At 44.6% G+C, this 19,719-nt stretch carries 19 protein-coding genes; 9 read left to right on the forward strand and 10 right to left on the reverse strand.

All coding sequences use genetic code 11. The annotated features are described in order from the left end of the window. The first annotated feature begins 24 nt into the window (after nucleotides 1-24). Nucleotides 25-513, forward strand: coding sequence for a hypothetical protein (locus LAY57_RS05350; protein WP_249065287.1), 489 nt, complete (start codon nucleotides 25-27; stop codon nucleotides 511-513). Between the two features lie 72 nt (nucleotides 514-585). On the opposite strand, the gene LAY57_RS05355 is transcribed toward LAY57_RS05350, so the two are convergent. The 4 genes from LAY57_RS05355 to LAY57_RS05370 all read right to left on the reverse strand — a co-directional run bounded on the left by LAY57_RS05355 (nucleotide 586) and on the right by LAY57_RS05370 (nucleotide 1,547). Next, the gene (locus LAY57_RS05355) at nucleotides 586-756 is read right to left on the reverse strand and encodes a hypothetical protein (RefSeq protein ID WP_249065289.1); all 171 of its coding nucleotides are present in this window, start codon (nucleotides 754-756) and stop codon (nucleotides 586-588) included. Nucleotides 757-784: 28 nt separating this feature from the next. Next, complete coding sequence (locus tag LAY57_RS05360; RefSeq protein WP_249065290.1) at nucleotides 785-922, reverse strand: hypothetical protein; 138 nt, start codon at nucleotides 920-922, stop codon at nucleotides 785-787. A gap of 98 nt (nucleotides 923-1,020) precedes the next feature. Continuing rightward, nucleotides 1,021-1,200, reverse strand: coding sequence for a hypothetical protein (locus tag LAY57_RS05365; RefSeq protein WP_249065291.1), 180 nt, complete (start codon nucleotides 1,198-1,200; stop codon nucleotides 1,021-1,023). Continuing rightward, on the reverse strand, nucleotides 1,197-1,547 hold the full coding sequence (locus tag LAY57_RS05370) for a hypothetical protein (protein ID WP_249065293.1): 351 nt from the start codon (nucleotides 1,545-1,547) through the stop codon (nucleotides 1,197-1,199). The genes LAY57_RS05365 and LAY57_RS05370 overlap by 4 nt, the downstream gene beginning before the upstream one ends. A 59-nt stretch (nucleotides 1,548-1,606) precedes the next feature. On the opposite strand from LAY57_RS05370, the gene LAY57_RS05375 reads away from it, so the two are divergent. Beyond that, entirely contained in the window at nucleotides 1,607-2,953 is a 1,347-nt protein-coding gene (locus tag LAY57_RS05375) for an FGGY-family carbohydrate kinase (protein ID WP_249065294.1), read from the forward strand. A 5-nt stretch (nucleotides 2,954-2,958) separates the two neighbouring features. Here the strand turns inward: LAY57_RS05375 and pcrA are convergent, their stop codons facing one another. From pcrA to LAY57_RS05400, 5 genes are all read right to left on the reverse strand, one after another. After that, entirely contained in the window at nucleotides 2,959-5,322 is a 2,364-nt protein-coding gene (gene pcrA / locus LAY57_RS05380; protein ID WP_249065295.1) for a DNA helicase PcrA, read from the reverse strand. A gap of 191 nt (nucleotides 5,323-5,513) precedes the next feature. Next, nucleotides 5,514-5,708 carry a type II toxin-antitoxin system RelE/ParE family toxin gene (locus tag LAY57_RS05385; RefSeq protein WP_249065296.1) on the reverse strand — a complete coding sequence of 65 codons (195 nt, stop codon included), beginning with the start codon at nucleotides 5,706-5,708 and terminating at the stop codon, nucleotides 5,514-5,516. Beyond that, nucleotides 5,705-5,995, reverse strand: a complete 291-nt coding sequence (locus tag LAY57_RS05390) for a ribbon-helix-helix domain-containing protein (RefSeq protein WP_249065297.1) — start codon at nucleotides 5,993-5,995, stop codon at nucleotides 5,705-5,707. Before LAY57_RS05390 ends, LAY57_RS05385 begins: the two co-directional genes overlap by 4 nt. Before the next feature lie 296 nt (nucleotides 5,996-6,291). Next, a complete protein-coding gene (locus tag LAY57_RS05395) occupies nucleotides 6,292-8,094 on the reverse strand; it encodes a sensor histidine kinase (protein WP_249065298.1) in 1,803 nt (600 codons plus the stop codon). 304 nt (nucleotides 8,095-8,398) lie between these two features. Beyond that, complete coding sequence (locus tag LAY57_RS05400; RefSeq protein WP_249065299.1) at nucleotides 8,399-10,375, reverse strand: ATP-binding protein; 1,977 nt, start codon at nucleotides 10,373-10,375, stop codon at nucleotides 8,399-8,401. Between the two features lie 630 nt (nucleotides 10,376-11,005). Between LAY57_RS05400 and LAY57_RS05405 the strand changes: the two genes are divergently transcribed. After that, the gene (locus tag LAY57_RS05405) at nucleotides 11,006-12,124 is read left to right on the forward strand and encodes an EAL domain-containing protein (RefSeq protein ID WP_249065300.1); all 1,119 of its coding nucleotides are present in this window, start codon (nucleotides 11,006-11,008) and stop codon (nucleotides 12,122-12,124) included. A 78-nt stretch (nucleotides 12,125-12,202) separates the two neighbouring features. On the opposite strand, the gene LAY57_RS05410 is transcribed toward LAY57_RS05405, so the two are convergent. Next, nucleotides 12,203-12,388 (reverse strand): hypothetical protein, encoded by a 186-nt coding sequence (locus tag LAY57_RS05410; RefSeq protein ID WP_249065301.1) that lies wholly within the window; start codon nucleotides 12,386-12,388, stop codon nucleotides 12,203-12,205. A gap of 69 nt (nucleotides 12,389-12,457) precedes the next feature. Here LAY57_RS05410 and LAY57_RS05415 point away from each other — a divergent pair, with 69 nt between their 5' ends. From LAY57_RS05415 to LAY57_RS05440, 6 genes are all read left to right on the forward strand, one after another. Beyond that, complete coding sequence (locus tag LAY57_RS05415) at nucleotides 12,458-13,012, forward strand: hypothetical protein (protein ID WP_249065302.1); 555 nt, start codon at nucleotides 12,458-12,460, stop codon at nucleotides 13,010-13,012. A gap of 7 nt (nucleotides 13,013-13,019) precedes the next feature. Then, nucleotides 13,020-13,871 carry an OmpA family protein gene (locus LAY57_RS05420; RefSeq protein ID WP_249065303.1) on the forward strand — a complete coding sequence of 284 codons (852 nt, stop codon included), beginning with the start codon at nucleotides 13,020-13,022 and terminating at the stop codon, nucleotides 13,869-13,871. Between the two features lie 143 nt (nucleotides 13,872-14,014). Beyond that, nucleotides 14,015-14,629 (forward strand): CAAD domain-containing protein, encoded by a 615-nt coding sequence (locus LAY57_RS05425; protein ID WP_249065304.1) that lies wholly within the window; start codon nucleotides 14,015-14,017, stop codon nucleotides 14,627-14,629. A gap of 327 nt (nucleotides 14,630-14,956) precedes the next feature. Next, the gene (locus LAY57_RS05430; RefSeq protein ID WP_249065305.1) at nucleotides 14,957-16,120 is read left to right on the forward strand and encodes a TIGR03032 family protein; all 1,164 of its coding nucleotides are present in this window, start codon (nucleotides 14,957-14,959) and stop codon (nucleotides 16,118-16,120) included. Nucleotides 16,121-16,165: 45 nt separating this feature from the next. Next, nucleotides 16,166-17,095 carry an O-linked N-acetylglucosamine transferase, SPINDLY family protein gene (locus LAY57_RS05435; protein WP_249065306.1) on the forward strand — a complete coding sequence of 310 codons (930 nt, stop codon included), beginning with the start codon at nucleotides 16,166-16,168 and terminating at the stop codon, nucleotides 17,093-17,095. A gap of 123 nt (nucleotides 17,096-17,218) precedes the next feature. Next, the coding region (locus LAY57_RS05440) for an FG-GAP-like repeat-containing protein (protein ID WP_249065307.1) at nucleotides 17,219-19,719 on the forward strand (2,501 nt) is incomplete at its 3' end.

Raw genomic sequence — 19,719 nt, forward strand, 5'->3', positions numbered from 1 at the left:
ATCGCACTTTGGAGCTAAGTACAGATGACAGAAAATCGTTTAGAATTGCTAGAGTGCTATTTATCTACACTTCTCGAAAAAGCCTCTGTTTCCCAACAGCGAAATGCTGCTATAGTCGCCAGTCGCTTTGCACTCGATCGCACTAGCTTAAGCGATCCAATTGTTGAACAAGCATTAAAAGCAATCGAACTTGGCAATTTCAGTGACGACTCTTTAAGGGAAAAAATTGAATCCTTGGTTAACCAATTAGATGAAATTCAGTGGAATTTGCAAGATAAGATGGAGGAAGGTGAAACAGATATATCTACATATATAGCTGCTTTCCAACAAGCAAGATCGGCTAATTCTCTGTATTTTGCATTAGATGCAAATGCGCTAATTGCCGCAACCGAATCTATTTATGAGGCTGATGCAGCTACCGATGATTTAGCAACTTTGAAACAAATAATTTTGGAATCATTTAAACATCAAAGTGGCTCTGGAGAAGCAATAATTGAAACTCAAATAGCTTAATGTAAGGGAATATTTGGGGAGCGATCGCACTTCTTACCATACCATAAGTGCGATCCCTCTTTCCCAAACTACTTAAACTTCCTCCTTCTGTGCAGCCATAGCCCTTCTAGCTTCAGCCTTGCGTTGCCATTTTTCTGCCATTGCCGTTGCAAATTTACTCATTTCTCTTAGTTTCTGTTCACCCACTTTTGCGAGTTCTAGAATTTCCATCAATTCTTTTTCATTCGGTTCTTTTTGGTTCATTTTTATCCTTCTTCTGCGCGTTTTATAGCTATTCCCTCTTCATACCTTGGTATTTATCTGCCATTGCTGTTGCCATTTCGCTTATCTCTTTAAGTTGCTGTTCGCCAATTTTTGCTAATTCCAAAATCTCCACCAATTTATTTTCATCCAAAACTTTTTGTGTCATAAACTTTTGGCATAGGCATAATTATTAAATTATATCATTTTTCAAAAGGGCGATCGCAGCCTATAAAATTGAGGTGCGATCGACCTTTTACAAACTAATCACACTTCCAACTTCTGTGCAGCAGCATCCCGTTTAGCTTCCGCCCTCAGTCGCCACTTTTCTTCTACTTTTGCTGATTCCTGCATAAATTCTTTAAGTTTCTGTTCTCCAACTGTTACAATTTCTTGAATATGTTCTAGGATAGCCAGTTGTTTTTCCGTCAGTTCTGGTTGTTTCATTGCAAGTTCTCCAAGCGAATTTTAACACTACTAACAAGTATTTTTGTTTCCAAAACTCGACCTAGCTTGTTGCCCAAATCTTCTCCTGCTTCCCGAATCTCCTCATCTGTAGAAGCCTCCTCAGCCAACAGATTGTCAACTATATCCCTAATCAGTCCTCTTTCGATGTCTACATAAAAAACAGCGTTATTCAAAAAAGCAAACATTTGAATCAGTGTGGAATTATCTGGGAAACGCTCCATGCTGACTCTGGCTAAGTTAAGTCCCGCTCTTGCTTCCCGATCGATTATATCTAACTCTTGGTTTAACCGCTCAATCAGCGCGTTCAGTTCTGATGGAATAGTCATATATAATTTATACTATGAGAACCTAACATTTGTCCACAAAAATTACATATATTTAACTTATGGAACTTTACCTGGGCATCGATTTCGGCACATCTGGCGCACGCGGCATAGTAATCAACTCAGAAGGAATTATCCAAGCTGAAACACAATATCCATTTCCTAGTTCAGCAAACTTAGCCAACCTTTGGCAGCAAGCTTTATTCTCCCTCATCCAAGAGATTCGCGAACAAGTGCGATCGCAAATAAAAGCAATTTGCATTAACGGCACTTCCTCCACAGTGCTACTCTGTGATGATGCAGGAAACCCAATCGATGAACCGATTTTATATAACGATGCGCGAGGTATGGAAGTGCTGGATAAAGTCAGAGAAATTGCACCCCCAAACCATACGGTAATTAGCGCGACTTCTTCGCTTGCAAAACTGTTGTGGTGGAGTCAGCAACCTTTATTTGCAAATGCAAAATATTTTCTGCATCAAGCAGATTGGTTGGCATTTTTATTACACGGACACCTGGGAATCAGCGACTATCACAATGCTTTAAAACTCGGTTACGATGTAGAGCAACTTTGCTATCCAGAATGGCTACAAAATCTAGAAATATCGATTCAATTGCCCAAAGTTATTTCGCCCGGTACTCCTATCTCCGAAGTAACATCTGAAATAGCTAATCATCTCGGTTTAAGACGAGATTGCGTGGTGTGTGCGGGTACAACTGATAGTATTGCTGCCTTTCTCGCTAGTGGTGCGACATCTCCCGGTGAAGCTAGTACATCTTTGGGTTCTACTTTAGTCATCAAGCTGTTAAGTAAAACTCGCGTCGATGATGCACGATATGGAATTTACAGTCATAGATTACCAATAAACCTAACCCCTCCAACCCCCCTTCCCTGCGAGGGAATGGGGGAGAATTACTCCCCTCTCCTGCAAGGAGAGGGGTTGGGGGAGAGGTCAGATTTATGGTTAGTTGGCGGTGCTTCTAATACTGGTGGTGCGGTGCTGCGAGAATTTTTTACTGATGAAGAATTAGCAAATCTCAGCACTCAGATAGCTCCAGAAAAAGAGAGTTTACTTGATTATTATCCATTATTGAAAACAGGCGATCGCTTCCCCATCAACGACCCCAATTTGCCGCCGCGACTGGAACCTCGCCCCGAAAACCCAGTCGAATTTCTGCATGGTTTGCTGGAAAGTATCGCCCGCATTGAAGCACGGGGTTATCAGTTATTGCAACAATTGGGTGCAACTCCCTTGACCCGCGTTTACACTGCTGGCGGTGGTGCGAAAAATCTCACTTGGACAAAGATTCGCAGGCGTCATTTGAAAGTATGTATTTTAGAACCGACGCACAGAGAAGCGGCGTATGGTAGCGCCCTTTTAGCGATGCGGGGACTCCACGCAAATTAGTTGGGTTACTGTATTCGTTGCAGTTTGACAATCTTGGGGTCGATGATTTTTCGCCCAACGCCGGGAAAATGAACGGCGACAGTCATTTTTTCTCCCGAACCCAAAATGTGGGTGATTTCGCCAATACCGAAAGATTTGTGAAGGATGCGATCGCCTACTTTCCAATTTTCTCCCTGACTTGCAGAAACGCCAACACTTTCATCTTGAGATTTCTGTCGCTGCGACTTTCCAGCTACACCCGCGCCACCGCTACGAATCGTCGCCCCTACCTTGCTACTCACTAAATCTTGAGGCAATTCTTCGAGAAACTGCGATTTAATAGCCGGTTCGCGAGAACCCCACAAACGTCGTTCCAGCGCATGAGAAAGATACAATCTCTCTTGGGCGCGAGTGATGCCAACATAACACAAACGCCGCTCCTCTTCCAATGTAACTGGATCGGACAAACTGCGAATGTGAGGTAACAATCCCTGCTCCATCCCCACCAAAAATACTACCGGAAACTCCAGTCCTTTGGCTGCGTGCAACGTCAGCAATGAAACTGCTTTTTGTCCTTCTTTCAAGTTATCCAAATCTGAAGATAAAGAAGCATTTGCCAAAAAAGTTCCCAAACTTGCTTCATCATTCTCTTCTTCAAATTGCACCACTGCGTTAAACAATTCAAATACGTTTTGCAGTCGATCCTGCGCTTCATCAGTGCCTTGCTTTTTCAAATCATCAATATAACCAGCATCTTCCATCATTCCCTGAACAATTTTAGACGCCGGGAGCGGTTCGACTTGTTGCTGCCATTTACCAATTAGCTGCACAAAGCTGTTAATTGATTTGGCTGCACGTCCTGCCAATGTATTTACTGATGTCTCATCGCTCAGTATTTCCCACAAGGGGACGCCCAATTGTTGAGCCGCATTGATCAGGGAATCTACCGTGGCTTTACCTATACCGCGTCGGGGAGTATTAATTACTCGCACCAAACTAACTGTATCGGATGGATTGACAAGTAAGCGCAGATATGCAAGCGAATCTTTAATTTCTTTGCGATCGTAGAACTTTAAACCGCCAACCATTGTGTAGGGAATACCCCAGCGCAGCAAGGCGTCTTCAAACGGTCGAGATTGAGCATTTGTGCGGTAAAGAATCGCAAAACTACCCAAGTCAAATTCTTTTTCCTGGCGTTCCAGTTGGCGAAGTTGCTGCACTGTAAAATCAGCTTCATCGAGTTCGTTATCAGCACGATGGAGGTAAATCGGTTCTCCTTCTCCCCTTGTAGCACGCAGTATTTTATCAATGCGTTGGGTATTATGTTCAATTAGGTGATTTGCCGCTTGCAGAATGTTTTCTCTAGAACGATAATTTTCCTCAAGCTTCACCATCGTCCGGGTGTCCTCATCTGCCAAACCGTCGCCAAAGTCCTCCTGAAATTCTAGCAAAATCCTGTAATCTGCCATTCGGAAGGAATAAATTGCTTGGTCAACATCGCCAACCACAAATACAGAGCGATTTTGCCAATTATCAAATTTTTTTGGACTTTTGCCGTTAGTTGCTAAGAGCCGAATCAGGTCGTACTGAATACGGTTCGTATCCTGGTATTCATCTACCAAAATATGTTGAAATCGCCGATGCCAATAGCCCAGAACAGATTCGTTTTGTTCAAAAAGTTGGACGGGAACTAAGATGAGGTCGTCGAAATCGAGGCCGTTATTTTCTGCGAGTTTATCCTGGTAAATGCTATAAACTTGTGCTATTACTTTACCGCGAAAGTTCGGCTGTTCTCGCTCAAACTCTTGGGGTGATAAGCCTTGGTTTTTGGCGTTGCTGATGGCATAGCGGACGGAACTGGGGTCGAATTTTTTGTCGTCCAGGTTTAGCTGTTTGGTGACAATTTCTTTAATCAGGCTTTTGACATCGGATTCGTCAAAGATGGAAAAGTTGCGATTCCACTTGCGTCCTTTTTCGTCTTGGTATTTCTCGATATCATATCTGAGGATACGAGCGCAAAGGCTATGAAAAGTGCCTACCCACAAAGGTTTGATGCGAGTTTTGTAGACTTGCGATCGCAACCTCGTCTGTTCCTCACCTGAAAGTGACTCAAACGACTTCCCTGTCTCCTTTTGCGCCATCTGAGCCGCAAAAAGCTTTTCGATCCGCTCCTTCATCTCCCGCGCCGCCTTATTGGTAAAAGTGACAGCTAGGATATTTTCTGGATCGACTTTGTGCTTCAGAATAAGATTGGCGACTCGATAAGTCAGCGCCCGTGTTTTGCCAGAACCCGCCCCAGCAACAACAAGCAAAGGGCCGCAAAAATGTTCGACAGCGCGACGTTGGCTGGCGTTGAGGTGGCTGAGAAAGTCCGTGGTTGCTGTAGTCATGGTTTGGATCGGTTCTAGGCGAGTTGCCTTATTTTACTATCAAGCGATCGCATTCCTCATCCCCAAAATTCGCGATCGCATTGCTTTTACTCAATCAGGATTGAAAACATCCTGCAAGTTACGATAACCGCTAATAACTCGCAAAATTTCAATACCATCACCAACCATTTCATAAAAAATGATGTATCCCATTAATGACACACCACGTAAATTTGGAGCAAATTGTGAATACGATCGCCCAAGTATGGATACTCTGCGAGATGCTGACATTTTTTCCCAAATGCTTCCACAAAACGATCTCCTGCATCTACGCTTTGAGCCAAAAAGTAATCGGAAATTTCTGCTAAATCTCGACTCGCCTCGATTGTAATGAGCAAGCGCTTCATACTATTACTTCTTTGGCTTTTTTCACTTTATCCCTAAGTTGAGCTAATACGTCTTCTGCATTTCGCACTTCACCACGTTGCGCCTGTTCTCGTGCTAGGTCAATTTTTTGGCGAGTTTCTTCGACCCACGCTAAATAGTTTGGGCTGTTGTTGCCATCGGATAGAGTAACATGATCGATTAATAACAGCAAGGCTGTGTTAAGAGCTTCTTCAAGGGAGGGATATTCCCCATGCTTTACCAAAGCTTCAAGGACTTGGGTTTGCTCTTGACTCAAGGTGATTTGCATTGTTACCTCTGATGGGGGCAAGGTTTGGACAATACTTCTACTTTATCGCACTTCCCTATAAAAATTCGTTCACGAAGTGTGCGCCTAGAGCAATCGCTCTTGACTATAAGATATAGAAAAATACGATCGCATTCCTCATGCCCCAAAAAAAGCGATGTCTAGCGATCTACATTAATTGTGACAACTCCAGTCATATTCCCGACGAGTGGGAAACCGTTCGCCAATGCTGAGAGCGTCTGTCCACTGCTTTACTGAGAATTTACTCTTTTAATTATCGGTAAATCTAGGTATTTTGGCTACTGCCAATAACCCACTGGTAGGCGAACAGTAAAAGTAGTCCCCAGTCCAACCTTACTCTCTATAAAAATCTCACCGCCCATCATCTGGCAGAAGTGGCGGCTAATTGCCAATCCCAGTCCCGTACCACCATATTTTTTAGTAGTCGAAGCATCCCCTTGTGTAAATGGTTGAAATAACTGCTGCTGTTGCTCGTAGGATATGCCAATACCTGTGTCTTGGACGCGAAAGCAAATGCACTCAGACAATTTTGGATTTTGGATTTTGGTTTTTGGATTATAAAACAAGAAAGAAGAATTCTCTTTGTCGTCTTCTTTTGCATTCCCCATTGCAAAATTATTTGACTCGCGGGTAATCGCCAGTGTCACTTTACCGTGTGTAGTAAACTTGGCAGCGTTGCTCAGCAGATTGAACAGTATCTGCTGCACTTTAGTTCGATCGGCATAAATGGTACCAAGCTGTTCGTCGCAATTCACCTCTAAAACGTTTACATTCTTATGCACCAATGGCTTCGCTATAGTGACAACGTTATTAATCAGTGTCGCGATATCAAACGTCTCCGGGTAGAGAGTCATTTTACCCGCTTCAATCTTTGATAAGTCGAGGATGTCATTAATCAGTGCCAACAGATGTTTGCCAGAAGCGTTGATTGTCTGGAGGTCGTCGATAAATTCCTCCTCCCCTAAATTTAGATCTTGGGCGTCTTCTTGGAGAAGTTGACTCAAACCAATGATGGCATTTAACGGTGTACGCAGTTCGTGGCTCATATTTGCCACAAATTGGCTCTTAGCATTGCTAGAAGCTTCAGCCGATTCTTTGGCTTGTTCCAGTTCTTTGGTACGCTCCGATACTCGCTCGATGAGATGATTGAGAGATGTAGCTAATGACCCAATTTCATCTTCCGTTGTCACAGGAACCCGCAAATCGAAATTAGACTCCCTCGCTACTTGCTCGGCTACCTGAGTTAAACTTACGACAGGCTTAGCGATCGCACGACTTCTACGGACGGCCACAATTGAGGCGATCGTCACCGACAGCAACATACTCAAAATAATAATTTGTTTCTCCAGTCCCTGTGCATCCTCCATCGCCACTTCCCCTTGCCGCTCCTGATTGTGAGCGGTTTGAAGGATGTTGGTCAATTCCCCACCCAGGCGTTCCAAGCTCGTCGCTTCCTTACCAACAACGATCGTTTGTAGCTGCTGCTGTGCTGACTTAAGCGCCTCCGGTCTCAATTGTAATAAATCGATTCGCTGCAAAATTGACTCAGTAGTTTGTGCGTAGGATTCTAAATTAGTCGCATAAGCTTGCAACAAAGTTTTGAGAGTAGTGGGATTTGCTGCTAACCACGCGGGTTTGCTTTCTATATATCGTTCAATCTCAAGGCGCAACTTCTTAGCCTTAGCAATACTGTCGTGAAAACGGGCTTTTTCTGTTTGCAGCCGTCCCGAATCTTCCATTACATAAGCTATCCGCGAAGCCTGCAATTGCGCCGTTACTACCGCCTCCTTGAAATCGCTCAAAAGTTGCGATTGCACGTGAGCATCAGCTAGTTGCTCTACTCCTTGTCCCTGGTAATAGTCCGCCATTACCAGTCCAGTACATGAGCCAAAAAAAGCAATCCCAATTGCCACGAAATACCCGTAACCAATTTTTTGACGGATGCGCCAGCCACCGACTTTCGATTTCCAACTTGAAGGAAATTCTAGAGTTGGTAACTCTATAGAGGGCTGAGAAATTAAATTTTTTTTACTATCTGCACTGCCGTCAGAAGCGGTTAGCTCTTGAGGTTGCGCCAGCATAAACTTATACCCTCCCCCTATCGGTGCGATGCGTCACCCTAGCCAATAAAATCACATCAAGTGCTAATTAAAATCTAGCCCCAAGCCTTTCTTCTTCACAGCACCTAAAGGTTAATATTTTACGATCGGGCCTTGAATGTGAATCCCCCTACAGGGTGATTTGGGTAGTTATAGCCACACTCACATAGTTGCAACATACTTTAGGACAGTATTGAGCTATTTCCCCCAAGGAAGCCACTGTGTTTTTACAGCACTCAGCACTTTGCTATACACTCAAACTTGCTCGTAAAGCCCACAGTGCTTCTTACTTCGGCTGTACCAACGGAATCTCGATCGCAAACTCTGTTCCCTGCCCAACAGCAGAAATACACTTCAATAAGCCCCCGTGCTGTTCGGTAACGATCTGGTGCGAAATCGACAGCCCTAAACCCGTTCCCTTACCAACAGGTTTCGTTGTAAAAAAAGGGTCAAAAATACGCGAAACCAACGATTCTGGTATGCCACAACCATTATCTGCAATCCGAATTGCAATACGCTCGCCCTTTATTTCAGTACTAATCCGAAGCGTCGGCGATACGTAATTGGGAATAGGTAATTCAGACCCGTTTGCCTCCTCCTCTGACTCCCTACTCCTCTGCCTCTCTATCTCTTCCAAAGCATCAATAGCATTAGCAATAATATTCATAAACACCTGATTTATCTGTCCAGGATAACACTCCACAAGTGGCAGATTGCCATATTCTTCGATCACCTTAATCTCTCGACGATTTGGCTGTGCTTTTAGCCGATTGTTTAAAATCATTAAAGTATTATTGATGCCTTCATGAATATCGACCGGCTTCATTTTCGCCTGATCTATACGAGAGAAATTACGCAGAGACCAAACAATATCGCGAATGCGCTCCGATCCTACTTTCATAGAACACATTAACTTAGGCAAATCTGTACTTAAAAAATCCAGGTCAATTTCCTCTATTGCCGATTGAATCTCAGGCTCCGGCTGGGGATAATGCTGCTGGTATAGTTGCAGCAGACTTAGCAAATCTTGGAAATATCGATCGGCATAAGTGAGATTGCCGTGAATGAAACTGACCGGGTTGTTAATCTCATGAGCAACACCAGCCACTAGCTGTCCCAAGCTAGACATCTTTTCACTTTGAATCAGTTGGATTTGAGCTTGTTGTAGTTCGTGCAGCGTTTCCTCTAACTGGTGTGTTTGCTCTCTCAATTGTTCGGAAGTTGACTGCAACACTGCATTCGCTCTTTGCAGACGCTCTCGATCTTTTGCCCGTTCGATGCGAACTCCCAGAATACGACAGGCGGCTAGAAGTAAGTCCTGTTTGAGAGCGTCTTCAATTTGTTGGAAATTACGCGATTCCAAAGTCATTACACCTATCACCGTACCATCTGTGGCTGGAATCGGAAAAATACAAATCTGACCTATTCCCGGATGACGCAATGCTGATACGGCATTGGGATGATTTGCATAATCTTTAATTAACGCCGGTTGACCAGTTTCCACCACTTGCCATAACACTCCTTGACCTTTGGGTATGCCTCTTTGCAAAGCAGTCTCGATTTCAGCAACGGCAGTTTCACCATAAGTTGCCACAAATTCGGCAGAGATGTAGTTGGTGAGAGTAACAGCTTGAGACGTTTCATCAATGCTGTTTATCACCTTGACATCCCCAAAGGCACAGTTTGTGGCACTAACAAGGTAACTGAGCGCAAACTCGGCAATTTCTCTTAAATCACTGGAGCTTTGTAAACGCTCAGTTAAACCAAGCAAAAAGGAAAGCCGTTCCACTTCTGCATTCAAGTTTTGGTGACTTGTTACATCTACCAGCAACCCATTCCAGAAAATATTTCCGTTCGCTTGTAAAGAAGGCTGAGCATCCCACTGAATCCATTTTATTTGTTTCGAGGGTAAGATGAACCGCCCTACCCACCTCCACGATTGCAACATCCCGGCGGCTTCGGTGATAGAGTTGAAGAAGTCCTCCCGGTCATCTGGATGAATCATAGAAATGAGGGATTCAGTATCCATTTCCATCTCTGGGGATTCCACTTCAAAAAATTCATGAAAAGTAGGACTCAGGAAGAGGAAACTCAGGGAACCGTCTTTACGAAGCAAGAATTGATAACTGAGTCCCGGTATGTTAGCTAACAGATGCCGAGATTTCTTCTGACTCTGCCACAAGGCGGCTTGTTTTGAAGATTTCTGTTCTTGTGATGTCTGATTGCACCCAGAAGTGGGAATTGTCAACTGTTGAGGGGTCATTGATTTGCTTGGCTGTCTACGCTAAAAGGCTGTACTTTATCGAACAATGAATTCGTTTAATGGGAATTCACGAGCTTTAAAATACCTTGAAAATCAGTTTATAAAAGTCACTTAATTAAAGGCTGAACTAAAGTAAGGAGCATTTAGTTCAGATAAGTCATCTTAATTCTGGCTATGGCCATGATGTTTTAAACATCATAGCATTCCTTAAGAATCTTTTATAAAAACCGATATCTCTTCACAATTACTTTAGATTAATTTAAGAAGAAATACCTAAAGACTATAATTTAAATATAGTATTTTTACTGAACTTTTGTTCTACCTATTGGTTGATTTATTAATCAGAAGTACTTACTCCTTTGGACGGTGTGCATTGAACTATGAATTCGGTATTAATCTTAGCAATCCTCAATTCTTAATCTTGGCTAGAGGGAATTAGGCTGCACGCAAACTGCCAAGTTTTTAACCAAATCTTAAACTGTATTCTAAGTTACTAAAGCCAATAAGATTGATTACCAGTATTCATAGTTACCTGCTATACAAGAAACTTTTTTACTTCCAAAGATAGATGTGACTCTACCAACTAAAAGGTAATACTCGAATCCAGCCAAATTAAATATAGAGATACTCATGAATAAAATTGATAAAGGTTTAGGATGCACTCGTTGCGAAACTCTACCTACCAAAATTGAGGGCAAGGGAACACTGTACATCTGGTTTCCCGTAGTACATACGCTTAACAAGCTTATTTCAGCCTTGGGTAAAACTGAGCTTGATTACCAACTTCTTGAAGATGAACAATGTTTAAAAATTCTTCTCGAACCAAACAATCTTGAAGGTTTCATTACCATAATAACAGCCAGACTCACCAGTAAAGAGTTGAAAGAAACGCAAGTTTTGTGGATGGCTCTTGAGGCAGAACCGCTATTCCGGCATTTCTCTCGCGTCACCTCACTAAACAGCTTCATGAGCCTCAGCAAATGTGAGTGGTTGCTAGATATATTGGCACAAGAGCGTCTTACCTGTCATTTTCAGCCGATCGTATATGCGGAAGATACTTCCCGAATCTTTGGACAAGAGGCTTTGCTGCGCGGATTTGATGACCGGGGTAACTTGATTAGTCCTGGTCGTATCTTTACGAACGCTCAGGATGCAGGTATGGTATTTCAAGTAGATGCCTTGGCGCGGCAGATGGCAATCCGCGAGGCAAACAGACACGGTATTGAAGAGCGGATTTTTATCAATTTTTCTCCCACAGCAGTCTATGACCCAAATACCTGCCTACGCATGACGGTGCGTGCGATTGGTGAAGCCGGGATTCCTCACAGTAATGTGGTTTTTGAAGTTATGGAGTCTGAGCAGCCGCCAGATATCAATCATCTGATCAAGATTATGAAATTTTACCAGGAAGCTGGGTTTCTCATTGCACTTGATGACTTTGGGACAGGTTATTCTAATTTGAATCTGATTCACGAGCTACGTCCTGACTTTATTAAGTTGGATAGGCAGTTGATTCAGAATGTACATCAAGATCCGTACAAAGCGCTAATTACTGAAAAGTTATTGGAAATTGCTCATAAGTTGGATATTAAAACTATTGCTGAAGGTATTGAATCCCTAGAGGAACTCGAATGGGTGCGCTCACGAGGGGCAAACTTTGTACAAGGTTTTTTGATTGCTAAACCGATTACCCCACCAGTAAGAACTACTCCTTCCCTTGGGAGCGAAGCTATGTTTGTATCGGCATAGGCGGGTCTTGCAATTCTCATCTACGAATAATTGAATTCGTCTGGGAGAGGCACAAGGTACTATTCCTAGATGATATAGCTAGGGACTAGGGACTAGGGGAAGAAGGGGCTCTTCCTCAAGCGTTTCAGGAATTAAGAATGTCTTAACCACACTGGCGGTTGCTATATCTATGCACCAATAGACGCCTGTCATAAACCGAGTTATGCTCATCAAAGTGCGATCGCCACTTACTCTGCTCATTACGTGCCAAAGTTTACCAACCATTCCCGTATTTATATGTGAAAAATCTGGCGATCTGTATTATAATTAGCGATCGCACCTCTATGGAACGCTATGAAAACTCGCATCTTTTCATTATTTGTCTTGCTATCACTGGCGTGCGCCTCTTGTCAATCAAGCCAAAGCACTCCCAAAACCCAAACACCTAGTACCAATCAGACACAATCTAGTACATCTGCTCAACAAATATTTACAAACTTTCTGCCACCATCACAAATTTACGATCTTCAGATAAATACTCCGACAGGTGTTGTGATGCGGCTAACACAAATTTCCTATGCCGAAGACAGCATTGTCGCAAACCTGGCGATTACCAATGGTAGTAATGAGGCGATTCAGCTTAACGATCAAGATGATATGTTCCTCTATGATGACTTGAAAAAAGACTCATACGATAGGTATGGCAACACATATAGGTTGTCAGTGCCGCCAGATAATCCCAAAATACAGATTCAACCTGGAACTACAATGAAAGGACAGTTTGTTTTTATTGGTCGTTTATCACCACAAGCAAAATTTTTGGGGCTAATAAGTAATCAGAGAAATCCGTCTTATGGGGCAAAAACTAAGCCACAGATGGAGTTAAAAGATATCATAATTAAGCGGTAAGAAAGAAATGAAAAAGCAACTTAAAATTTTTTCCATCACTGTCGCATCATCTTTACTGGTTTTCGCATCAGCTTACTGGCTCTATCGCAACAGATTCCCAAAAGTTACTACTGTTGAATTATTACCAGTTCCAGTTACAACATTAGAAATTCAACCTGTTGCAGCTACTACTTTGCAACTTGAAACGCAATCTACTACTTCTACTACAGCGGTTGAAACTCAACCGCCTACTTCTACTACAGCGGTTGAAACTCAACCTCCTGCTTCCACTACCACAGAAATTGAAACTACGCCTACTACTTCCGCTACAGCCATTGAAACTAAACCTACTTCCGAGGTTGAAACTAAACCTACTCCTACAACTAATGTAGAAGTTGAAACCCAACCTGTTGCCCCTACTAAGGTAGAAGTTGAAACTCCCCCACAAACTAAAATAACAACTGGTACTGTTGAACGTACTCTGACAGAATTAAATGCAAAAAAAACCAAAGAAGGTATCCGAATTAATCTACCAGAAAATATCTTATTTGAGTTTGACAAATACTACGTTCGCGCACAGGCAAAACCCACTCTCACTAAAATTAATCAATTGCTGAATTATTACAACAAAGCAACGATTTTAATTGACGGACACACTGACAGCAAGGGAGATGATGCTTATAATCAGAAACTTTCCCAACTGCGAGCAGCCGCAGTAAAATACTATCTGATTAATGTTTTCAAAGCGGAGCCTACCCGACTGCAAACCAAAGGACTTGGCAAAACGAAACCAATTGCTCCTAATAATAATCCTGACGGCTCCGATAATCCCACTGGTAGGGAAAAGAACCGTCGCGTTGAAGTACTAATCAAAACTTGACATCCCCCCAAAGCTATATCCGTAGGATTAGCCTGTAGCTCTCCTTAGCTGTAAAATTAAATCTTTTATCCAATGAAAACCAAAAGAGGCGCTTAGACGTAAACTGTAGCCATTACTCTAAGTTGCCATTTTCAGAACCTTATATGCAAGACCAACTTCCGAGTGACAACTCAAACGCCGAAGCGGCGAAAGCAGAGGAAAACGCAACTGCCGCCCCATCTGTGACTCCCGAACCTCCTAGCTTATCCTCTCAGGAATCTCCAACTGTGACAATTTTCCCAACAGAAGTTTCCAAACGAGAGGTTAAGGTCGCCGATGCCCCAGCCGATCGCACAGAGACAGTTGTAACACCTGTTCCCGAACAGCTAAAAGTAGAGGCCAAAATAGAAGAACCCGAACTTCTCGAACCAGTTGTAGGAGTTTCTGACTACCAATGGCAGCAGGTATTGCAGCGAGTCAACAGCTTTCTGAATGTTCCAACTGGTTTTCTGGGTGACTTTTTTGACAAATACAAGCAACCCCTAACTAGCATTGGTTTGATTCTGTCAGCTTTTGTCGCTGTCAAACTGCTGTCGGGTTTGCTGGATGCTGTTGATGATATTCCGTTCGTAGGGCCGAGTTTGCAGCTAATTGGCTTAGGATATACTGCTTGGTTTGTTTACCGCTATTTACTAGGCGTTAAGAACCGTGAGGAACTATCTGAGCTAATTAAGAGCGTTAGAGAGTACGTTTTGGGTAAAGGTAATTCTGGAAACTAAGAGCCTAGAATTTCGGCTTTACGGCTGAGCGGTAAAATTGGGTCTATGTGCGATCGCGTCAGTGTTGTGTAGCTGGCCCGATCGCGCTTTGCTGGTGGTGTGGGATGGGTAAGATCGAATACCTAAATGTTTGCTACAGATTGTAGAGTAGGGGCGGGTTTTGACTTTAATCTGATCGATCGGAATCAAGCTCTTTGGCTAAACCCGCCCCAAATGTCGCACTCTGAAGAAAATCATTTTATTGTACCTCACGCGACTGCAAGCCGCTATCAGATCCCCTCAGCCCACATCTTGAAGCCGGTCTGATTAGAGTATTTTAATTAAAAAATGTCAATTAGCAACGTTCCCAGAGTGCAACAATCATCACCAGATATAGAGGTATTCTGTTCCCGTCAATTCCTAGAATGGTTGCAGTTAGAGCAGATTAGCCTTGCCTTCACCACCTATCAGACTTCGAGACTATGCCTGATTGGGGTGAATCCACAGGGGCAACTATCGGGATTTGAGCGTTTGTTCGATCGCGCGATGGGGCTATATGCCACATCAGAACGGCTTTTTCTTAGCACAAAATATCAACTTTGGCAACTAGACAACGCCCTCGCACTAGGAGAACTATACAACGGATACGACAAACTCTACATACCCCGCATCGGCTACACTACCGGAGATTTGGATATTCACGATGTAGCTATAGCTACCCCACCCCCAACCCCCTCCCCGTCAACGGGGAGGGGGCTAGAAGAACCCCCCCTTTTTAAGGGGGGGCAGGGGGGGATCGTATTTGTCAGCACCTTACTTAATTGTCTGGCAACTCTGAGCGAAACGAAAAGTTGCACCCCTCTTTGGAAACCCAAATTTATCTCCAAAATCGTCAACGAAGACCGCTGTCACCTCAACGGATTAGCAATGGTAGAGGGACAAACCCGTTTCGTCACCGCTTGCAGTCGTTCCGATGTCGTAGATGGCTGGCGAGACAAACGGCGAGATGGTGGCGTAGTCATAGATATTCCATCAAATGAAATAATTTTAAGTGGGTTAAGTATGCCCCATTCTCCAAGATTTTATCAAGGAAAATTATGGCTGCATAATTCTGGTTCTGGGGAATTTGGTTATGTAGATTTACAGCCAGGAAAATTTGAACCTGTTACATTTTGTCCAGGATATTTACGAGGGTTAGCATTTTGGAAAAATTATGCAATTGTCGGACTATCCAAACCAAGAAGCGGAGATAAAACTTTTTCTGGGTTATCTCTAGATGATAAGTTAATTGCCAAAGATACTGAAGCTCGTTGTGGTTTAATGGTAATTGATTTGAATTCGGGAAATATCATTCATTGGCTGCGGCTAGAAGGATTAATTACTGAATTATACGACGTGCAGGTGCTACCAGGAATGCAAAGACCGATGGCTTTAGGATTTCAAACCGAGGAAATTTCTCAACTGATCACCTTAGATTTATCTCGTGAACAGGCTGAGCCTGGTCACGAATAGCCAACAACCAACATCCGTGGGTACTTATGAAGCATTGTGGAAACCTTGGACAGCCGATCAACATTTAGCGATCGTTCGTACCCAAAGCCTCTATCTGTAGGGTGCGTTAGCGATAGCGTAACGCACGATCCACCATATTTAGCGTCCCTGCGTAAGTCCTGTGATTATTTGATGGGAGACGCCATTCTTACACCACCAACAGAACAAGATGTTTTCCTAGAAAAATTAGTGATTATACCACACAATTATCTAGCCAACGATTGCCATCAACAGATAGCCGATATTCCCCTTAATCGCGCACTATATGGATTACCCGAATCAGGATTCGTCTTTTGTTGTTTTAATCACAACATTAAAATTGAACCAACCATTTTTGAAGTTTGGATGAAGATTTTAGCCGCCGTACCCGGAAGTCTGCTTTGGCTGCTGAATCGAGTTAAAATGGCGGAAGACAATTTGCAGCGCGAGGCCAAAAAATTGGGAATCGACGGCGAGCGCTTAATCTTCGCTCCCCCCTTACCCAAAGCCGAACACCTAGCAAGACATCGTTTAGCCGACTTATTCCTTGACACTTACTACTACAACGCCCATACTACAGGTAGCGATGCTTTAGTAGCGGGAGTTCCGATCTTAACTTGTCCAGGAAGAACATTTGCCTCTCGCGTTGGTGCTAGCTTATTAACAGCCGCTGGTCTACCGGAATTAATCGCCCAAAACTTACAAGAATATGAAAAATTAGCCGTAGAATTAGCTCGTTCTCCTACCATAGTAGAGCAGCTAAAACAGAAATTAGTTCGTTCTCATACTAAAGTGCAACAACTAAAAGAAAAATTAGCAGCCAATAAATTAACCTTTCCCTTATTCGACACTCCCCGGTTAGCGAGAAATATCGAAAAAGCCTATCAAAAAATGTGGGAAATTTATACCTCTGGCAATTCTCCACAACAAATCATCATTAACGATACCCCGTCGTAATTCCCCCTAGTACCCAGGCTCCGCCTGCTCCGCCTGGGTACTAAATATCGAGGCTCCGCCTCACCTAACAAGCCTAACATTCGGTCATCGATTATTAAAACTCAAAACTTCCTACCCAAAAACATGAAATCCATCAACCAACAAACATCAACCCAAAAATTAGTAATTATCGACCCCAGAGTAGAAGCCTACGAAATATTAGCCGCCGGAGTCCGAGACAGCGCCAAAGTTATTATTATCGACCCTAACTTTGATGGCATCGAACAAATTACAGAAGCATTAAATAATTATCCTGCCCCTAGTTTACATATCGTTTGTCATGGCGAACCCGGTTGTCTGCACCTCGGAAAAACACCCATCAATGCGGCAAATATTGACCGATATCGCCACCAATTACAACAATGGCAAATCAGCGACATTCTCCTCTACTCCTGCAACGTCGCCGCTGACACTCTCAACATCACCACCCGCCTGGGGTTCAACCTCCGGGCTAATAGCGAAAGTCGGTTAAAACCGACTAAAAACGACTCTTCAGTCCACTTCAGTGGACTTCAGCTATTAGCCCGGAAATTGATTTCCGGGCGGGCTTTGTCAGTAACAGAAAACCCAAGTACCAACTTCCTCCACCAACTCCACCACCTCACCGGCGCAAACATCGCCGCCTCCGCGCACCCAGTCGGGAACCCCAGCAAAGGCGGCACCTGGAACCTAGAACACAAACTAGGAAATATTACCAGCCCTATTGCCTTTTCCCCAGAAGTATGTAATGCCTATCCCGGCATTTTCCCCGCCTCCTTCGCCACTCCCACCAACTTTGGGGTGGGGACTAATCCCTATTCCGTCACCGTAGGAGACTTCAACGGTGATGGCAAAACTGATATCGCCGCCGCGAACCGTAACTCCAGCAACGTCAGCGTGCTATTAGGGACAGGGACAGGCAGTTTTGGCACTGCTACCAACTTTGCCTTGGGGAGTCCTCCCCGTTCCGTCACCGTAGGAGACTTCAACGGTGATGGCAAAACCGACATTGCAACGGCGAACTTTAACTACAACAACGTCAGCGTGCTATTAGGGACAGGGACGGGCAGTTTTGGCGCTGCTACCAACTTTACTGTGGGGATTGATCCCCATTCCGTCACCGTAGGAGACTTCAACGGCGACGGCAAAACCGACCTCGCATCGGCGAACTATGGCTCCAATAACGTCAGCGTGCTATTAGGGACAGGGACAGGCAGTTTTGGCGCTGCTACCAACTTTACTGTGGGGACTCGTCCCTATTCCGTCACCGTGGGAGACTTCAACGGGGACGGCAAAACTGACATCGCAGCGACGAACTTTAACTCTAACACCGTCAGCGTCCTATTAGGGACAGGGACAGGCAGTTTTGGCGCTGCTACCAACTTTTCTGTGGGGAATGCTCCCATTTCCGTCACAGTGGGAGACTTCAACAGCGACGGCAAAACCGACTTCGCGACGGCGAACTGGGGCTCCCACAACGTCAGCGTGCTGTTAGGGACGGGGACGGGCAGTTTTGGCGCTGCTACCAACTTTGCTGTGGGGAGTGCAGTGGGAAGTGCGCCCCGTTCCGTCACCGTGGGAGATTTCAACGGCGACGGCAAAACTGACATCGCAACGGCAAACCAAACCTCCAAAAACGTCAGCGTGCTATTAGGGACAGGGACGGGTAGTTTTGCTGCTGCTACGAACTTTGCTGTGGGGAATAATCCCTATTCCTCCATTGTGGGAGACTTCAATGGTGATGGCAAAACAGATATCGCGACGGCGAGCCGTACCTCCAACAACGTCAGCGTGCTGCTCAACACCATCCCCACCGTCACCCTCGCAGCAGGAACAGCCCCCAGTGAAAGTGGCCCCACCAATGGCACATTTCTCATCACCCTGGATAAACCCGCACCGACAGGCGGTTTGACTGTCAACTTCAACACCACTGGAAGTACCGCAACATTCACCACCGACTACAGTTTTGACCAACCGACCAGCACCAATATCAGCGCCGTCACCGCCACCAGCTTCACCATTGCGGCGGGAGTCACCACCGCCACCCTAGCAGCAAAACCAGTAGATGATGCGGTAATCGAAGCGGGTGGGGAAACCGTAAAACTCAACCTCGTCGCCAGTCCCAACGACTATATTCTGGGGCCAACCTTTGGCGCTACCGTCGAATTTACTGCTGCTACCAGCTTTGCTGTGGGGACTTATCCCGCTTCCGTCACCGTAGGAGACTTCAACGGCGATGGCAAAACCGACATCGCAGCGGCGAACCGTAACTCCAACAACGTCAGCGTCCTATTAGGGACAGGGACAGGCAGTTTTGGCGCTGCTACCAACTTTGCTGTGGGGGCTAATCCCTATTCCGTCACCGTAGGAGACTTCAACGGCGATGGCAAAACCGACATCGCGGCGGCGAACGGTGACTCCAACAACGTCAGCGTCCTATTAGGGACAGGGACGGGCAGTTTTGGCGCTGCTACCAACTTTGCTGTGGGGACTGCTCCCTTTTCCGTCACCGTGGGAGACTTCAACGGCGATGGGAAAACCGACATCGCGGCGGCGAACTTTAACTCCTTCAACGTCAGCGTGCTATTAGGGACAGGGACGGGCAG

Source organism: Argonema antarcticum A004/B2, assembly GCF_023333585.1.
GTDB lineage: Bacteria > Cyanobacteriota > Cyanobacteriia > Cyanobacteriales > Aerosakkonemataceae > Argonema > Argonema antarcticum.

What these genes read in the sequence shown, in the direction of transcription:
- LAY57_RS05350 (WP_249065287.1), top strand. Translation starts at nt 25, where the DNA reads ATGACAGAAAATCGTTTAGAATTGCTAGAGTGCTATTTATCTACACTT.
- LAY57_RS05355 (WP_249065289.1), bottom strand. Translation starts at nt 756, where the DNA reads ATGAACCAAAAAGAACCGAATGAAAAAGAATTGATGGAAATTCTAGAA.
- LAY57_RS05360 (WP_249065290.1), bottom strand. Translation starts at nt 922, where the DNA reads ATGACACAAAAAGTTTTGGATGAAAATAAATTGGTGGAGATTTTGGAA.
- LAY57_RS05365 (WP_249065291.1), bottom strand. Translation starts at nt 1,200, where the DNA reads ATGAAACAACCAGAACTGACGGAAAAACAACTGGCTATCCTAGAACAT.
- LAY57_RS05370 (WP_249065293.1), bottom strand. Translation starts at nt 1,547, where the DNA reads ATGACTATTCCATCAGAACTGAACGCGCTGATTGAGCGGTTAAACCAA.
- LAY57_RS05375 (WP_249065294.1), top strand. Translation starts at nt 1,607, where the DNA reads ATGGAACTTTACCTGGGCATCGATTTCGGCACATCTGGCGCACGCGGC.
- pcrA (WP_249065295.1), bottom strand. Translation starts at nt 5,322, where the DNA reads ATGACTACAGCAACCACGGACTTTCTCAGCCACCTCAACGCCAGCCAA.
- LAY57_RS05385 (WP_249065296.1), bottom strand. Translation starts at nt 5,708, where the DNA reads ATGAAGCGCTTGCTCATTACAATCGAGGCGAGTCGAGATTTAGCAGAA.
- LAY57_RS05390 (WP_249065297.1), bottom strand. Translation starts at nt 5,995, where the DNA reads ATGCAAATCACCTTGAGTCAAGAGCAAACCCAAGTCCTTGAAGCTTTG.
- LAY57_RS05395 (WP_249065298.1), bottom strand. Translation starts at nt 8,094, where the DNA reads ATGCTGGCGCAACCTCAAGAGCTAACCGCTTCTGACGGCAGTGCAGAT.
- LAY57_RS05400 (WP_249065299.1), bottom strand. Translation starts at nt 10,375, where the DNA reads ATGACCCCTCAACAGTTGACAATTCCCACTTCTGGGTGCAATCAGACA.
- LAY57_RS05405 (WP_249065300.1), top strand. Translation starts at nt 11,006, where the DNA reads ATGAATAAAATTGATAAAGGTTTAGGATGCACTCGTTGCGAAACTCTA.
- LAY57_RS05410 (WP_249065301.1), bottom strand. Translation starts at nt 12,388, where the DNA reads ATGGTTGGTAAACTTTGGCACGTAATGAGCAGAGTAAGTGGCGATCGC.
- LAY57_RS05415 (WP_249065302.1), top strand. Translation starts at nt 12,458, where the DNA reads ATGAAAACTCGCATCTTTTCATTATTTGTCTTGCTATCACTGGCGTGC.
- LAY57_RS05420 (WP_249065303.1), top strand. Translation starts at nt 13,020, where the DNA reads ATGAAAAAGCAACTTAAAATTTTTTCCATCACTGTCGCATCATCTTTA.
- LAY57_RS05425 (WP_249065304.1), top strand. Translation starts at nt 14,015, where the DNA reads ATGCAAGACCAACTTCCGAGTGACAACTCAAACGCCGAAGCGGCGAAA.
- LAY57_RS05430 (WP_249065305.1), top strand. Translation starts at nt 14,957, where the DNA reads ATGTCAATTAGCAACGTTCCCAGAGTGCAACAATCATCACCAGATATA.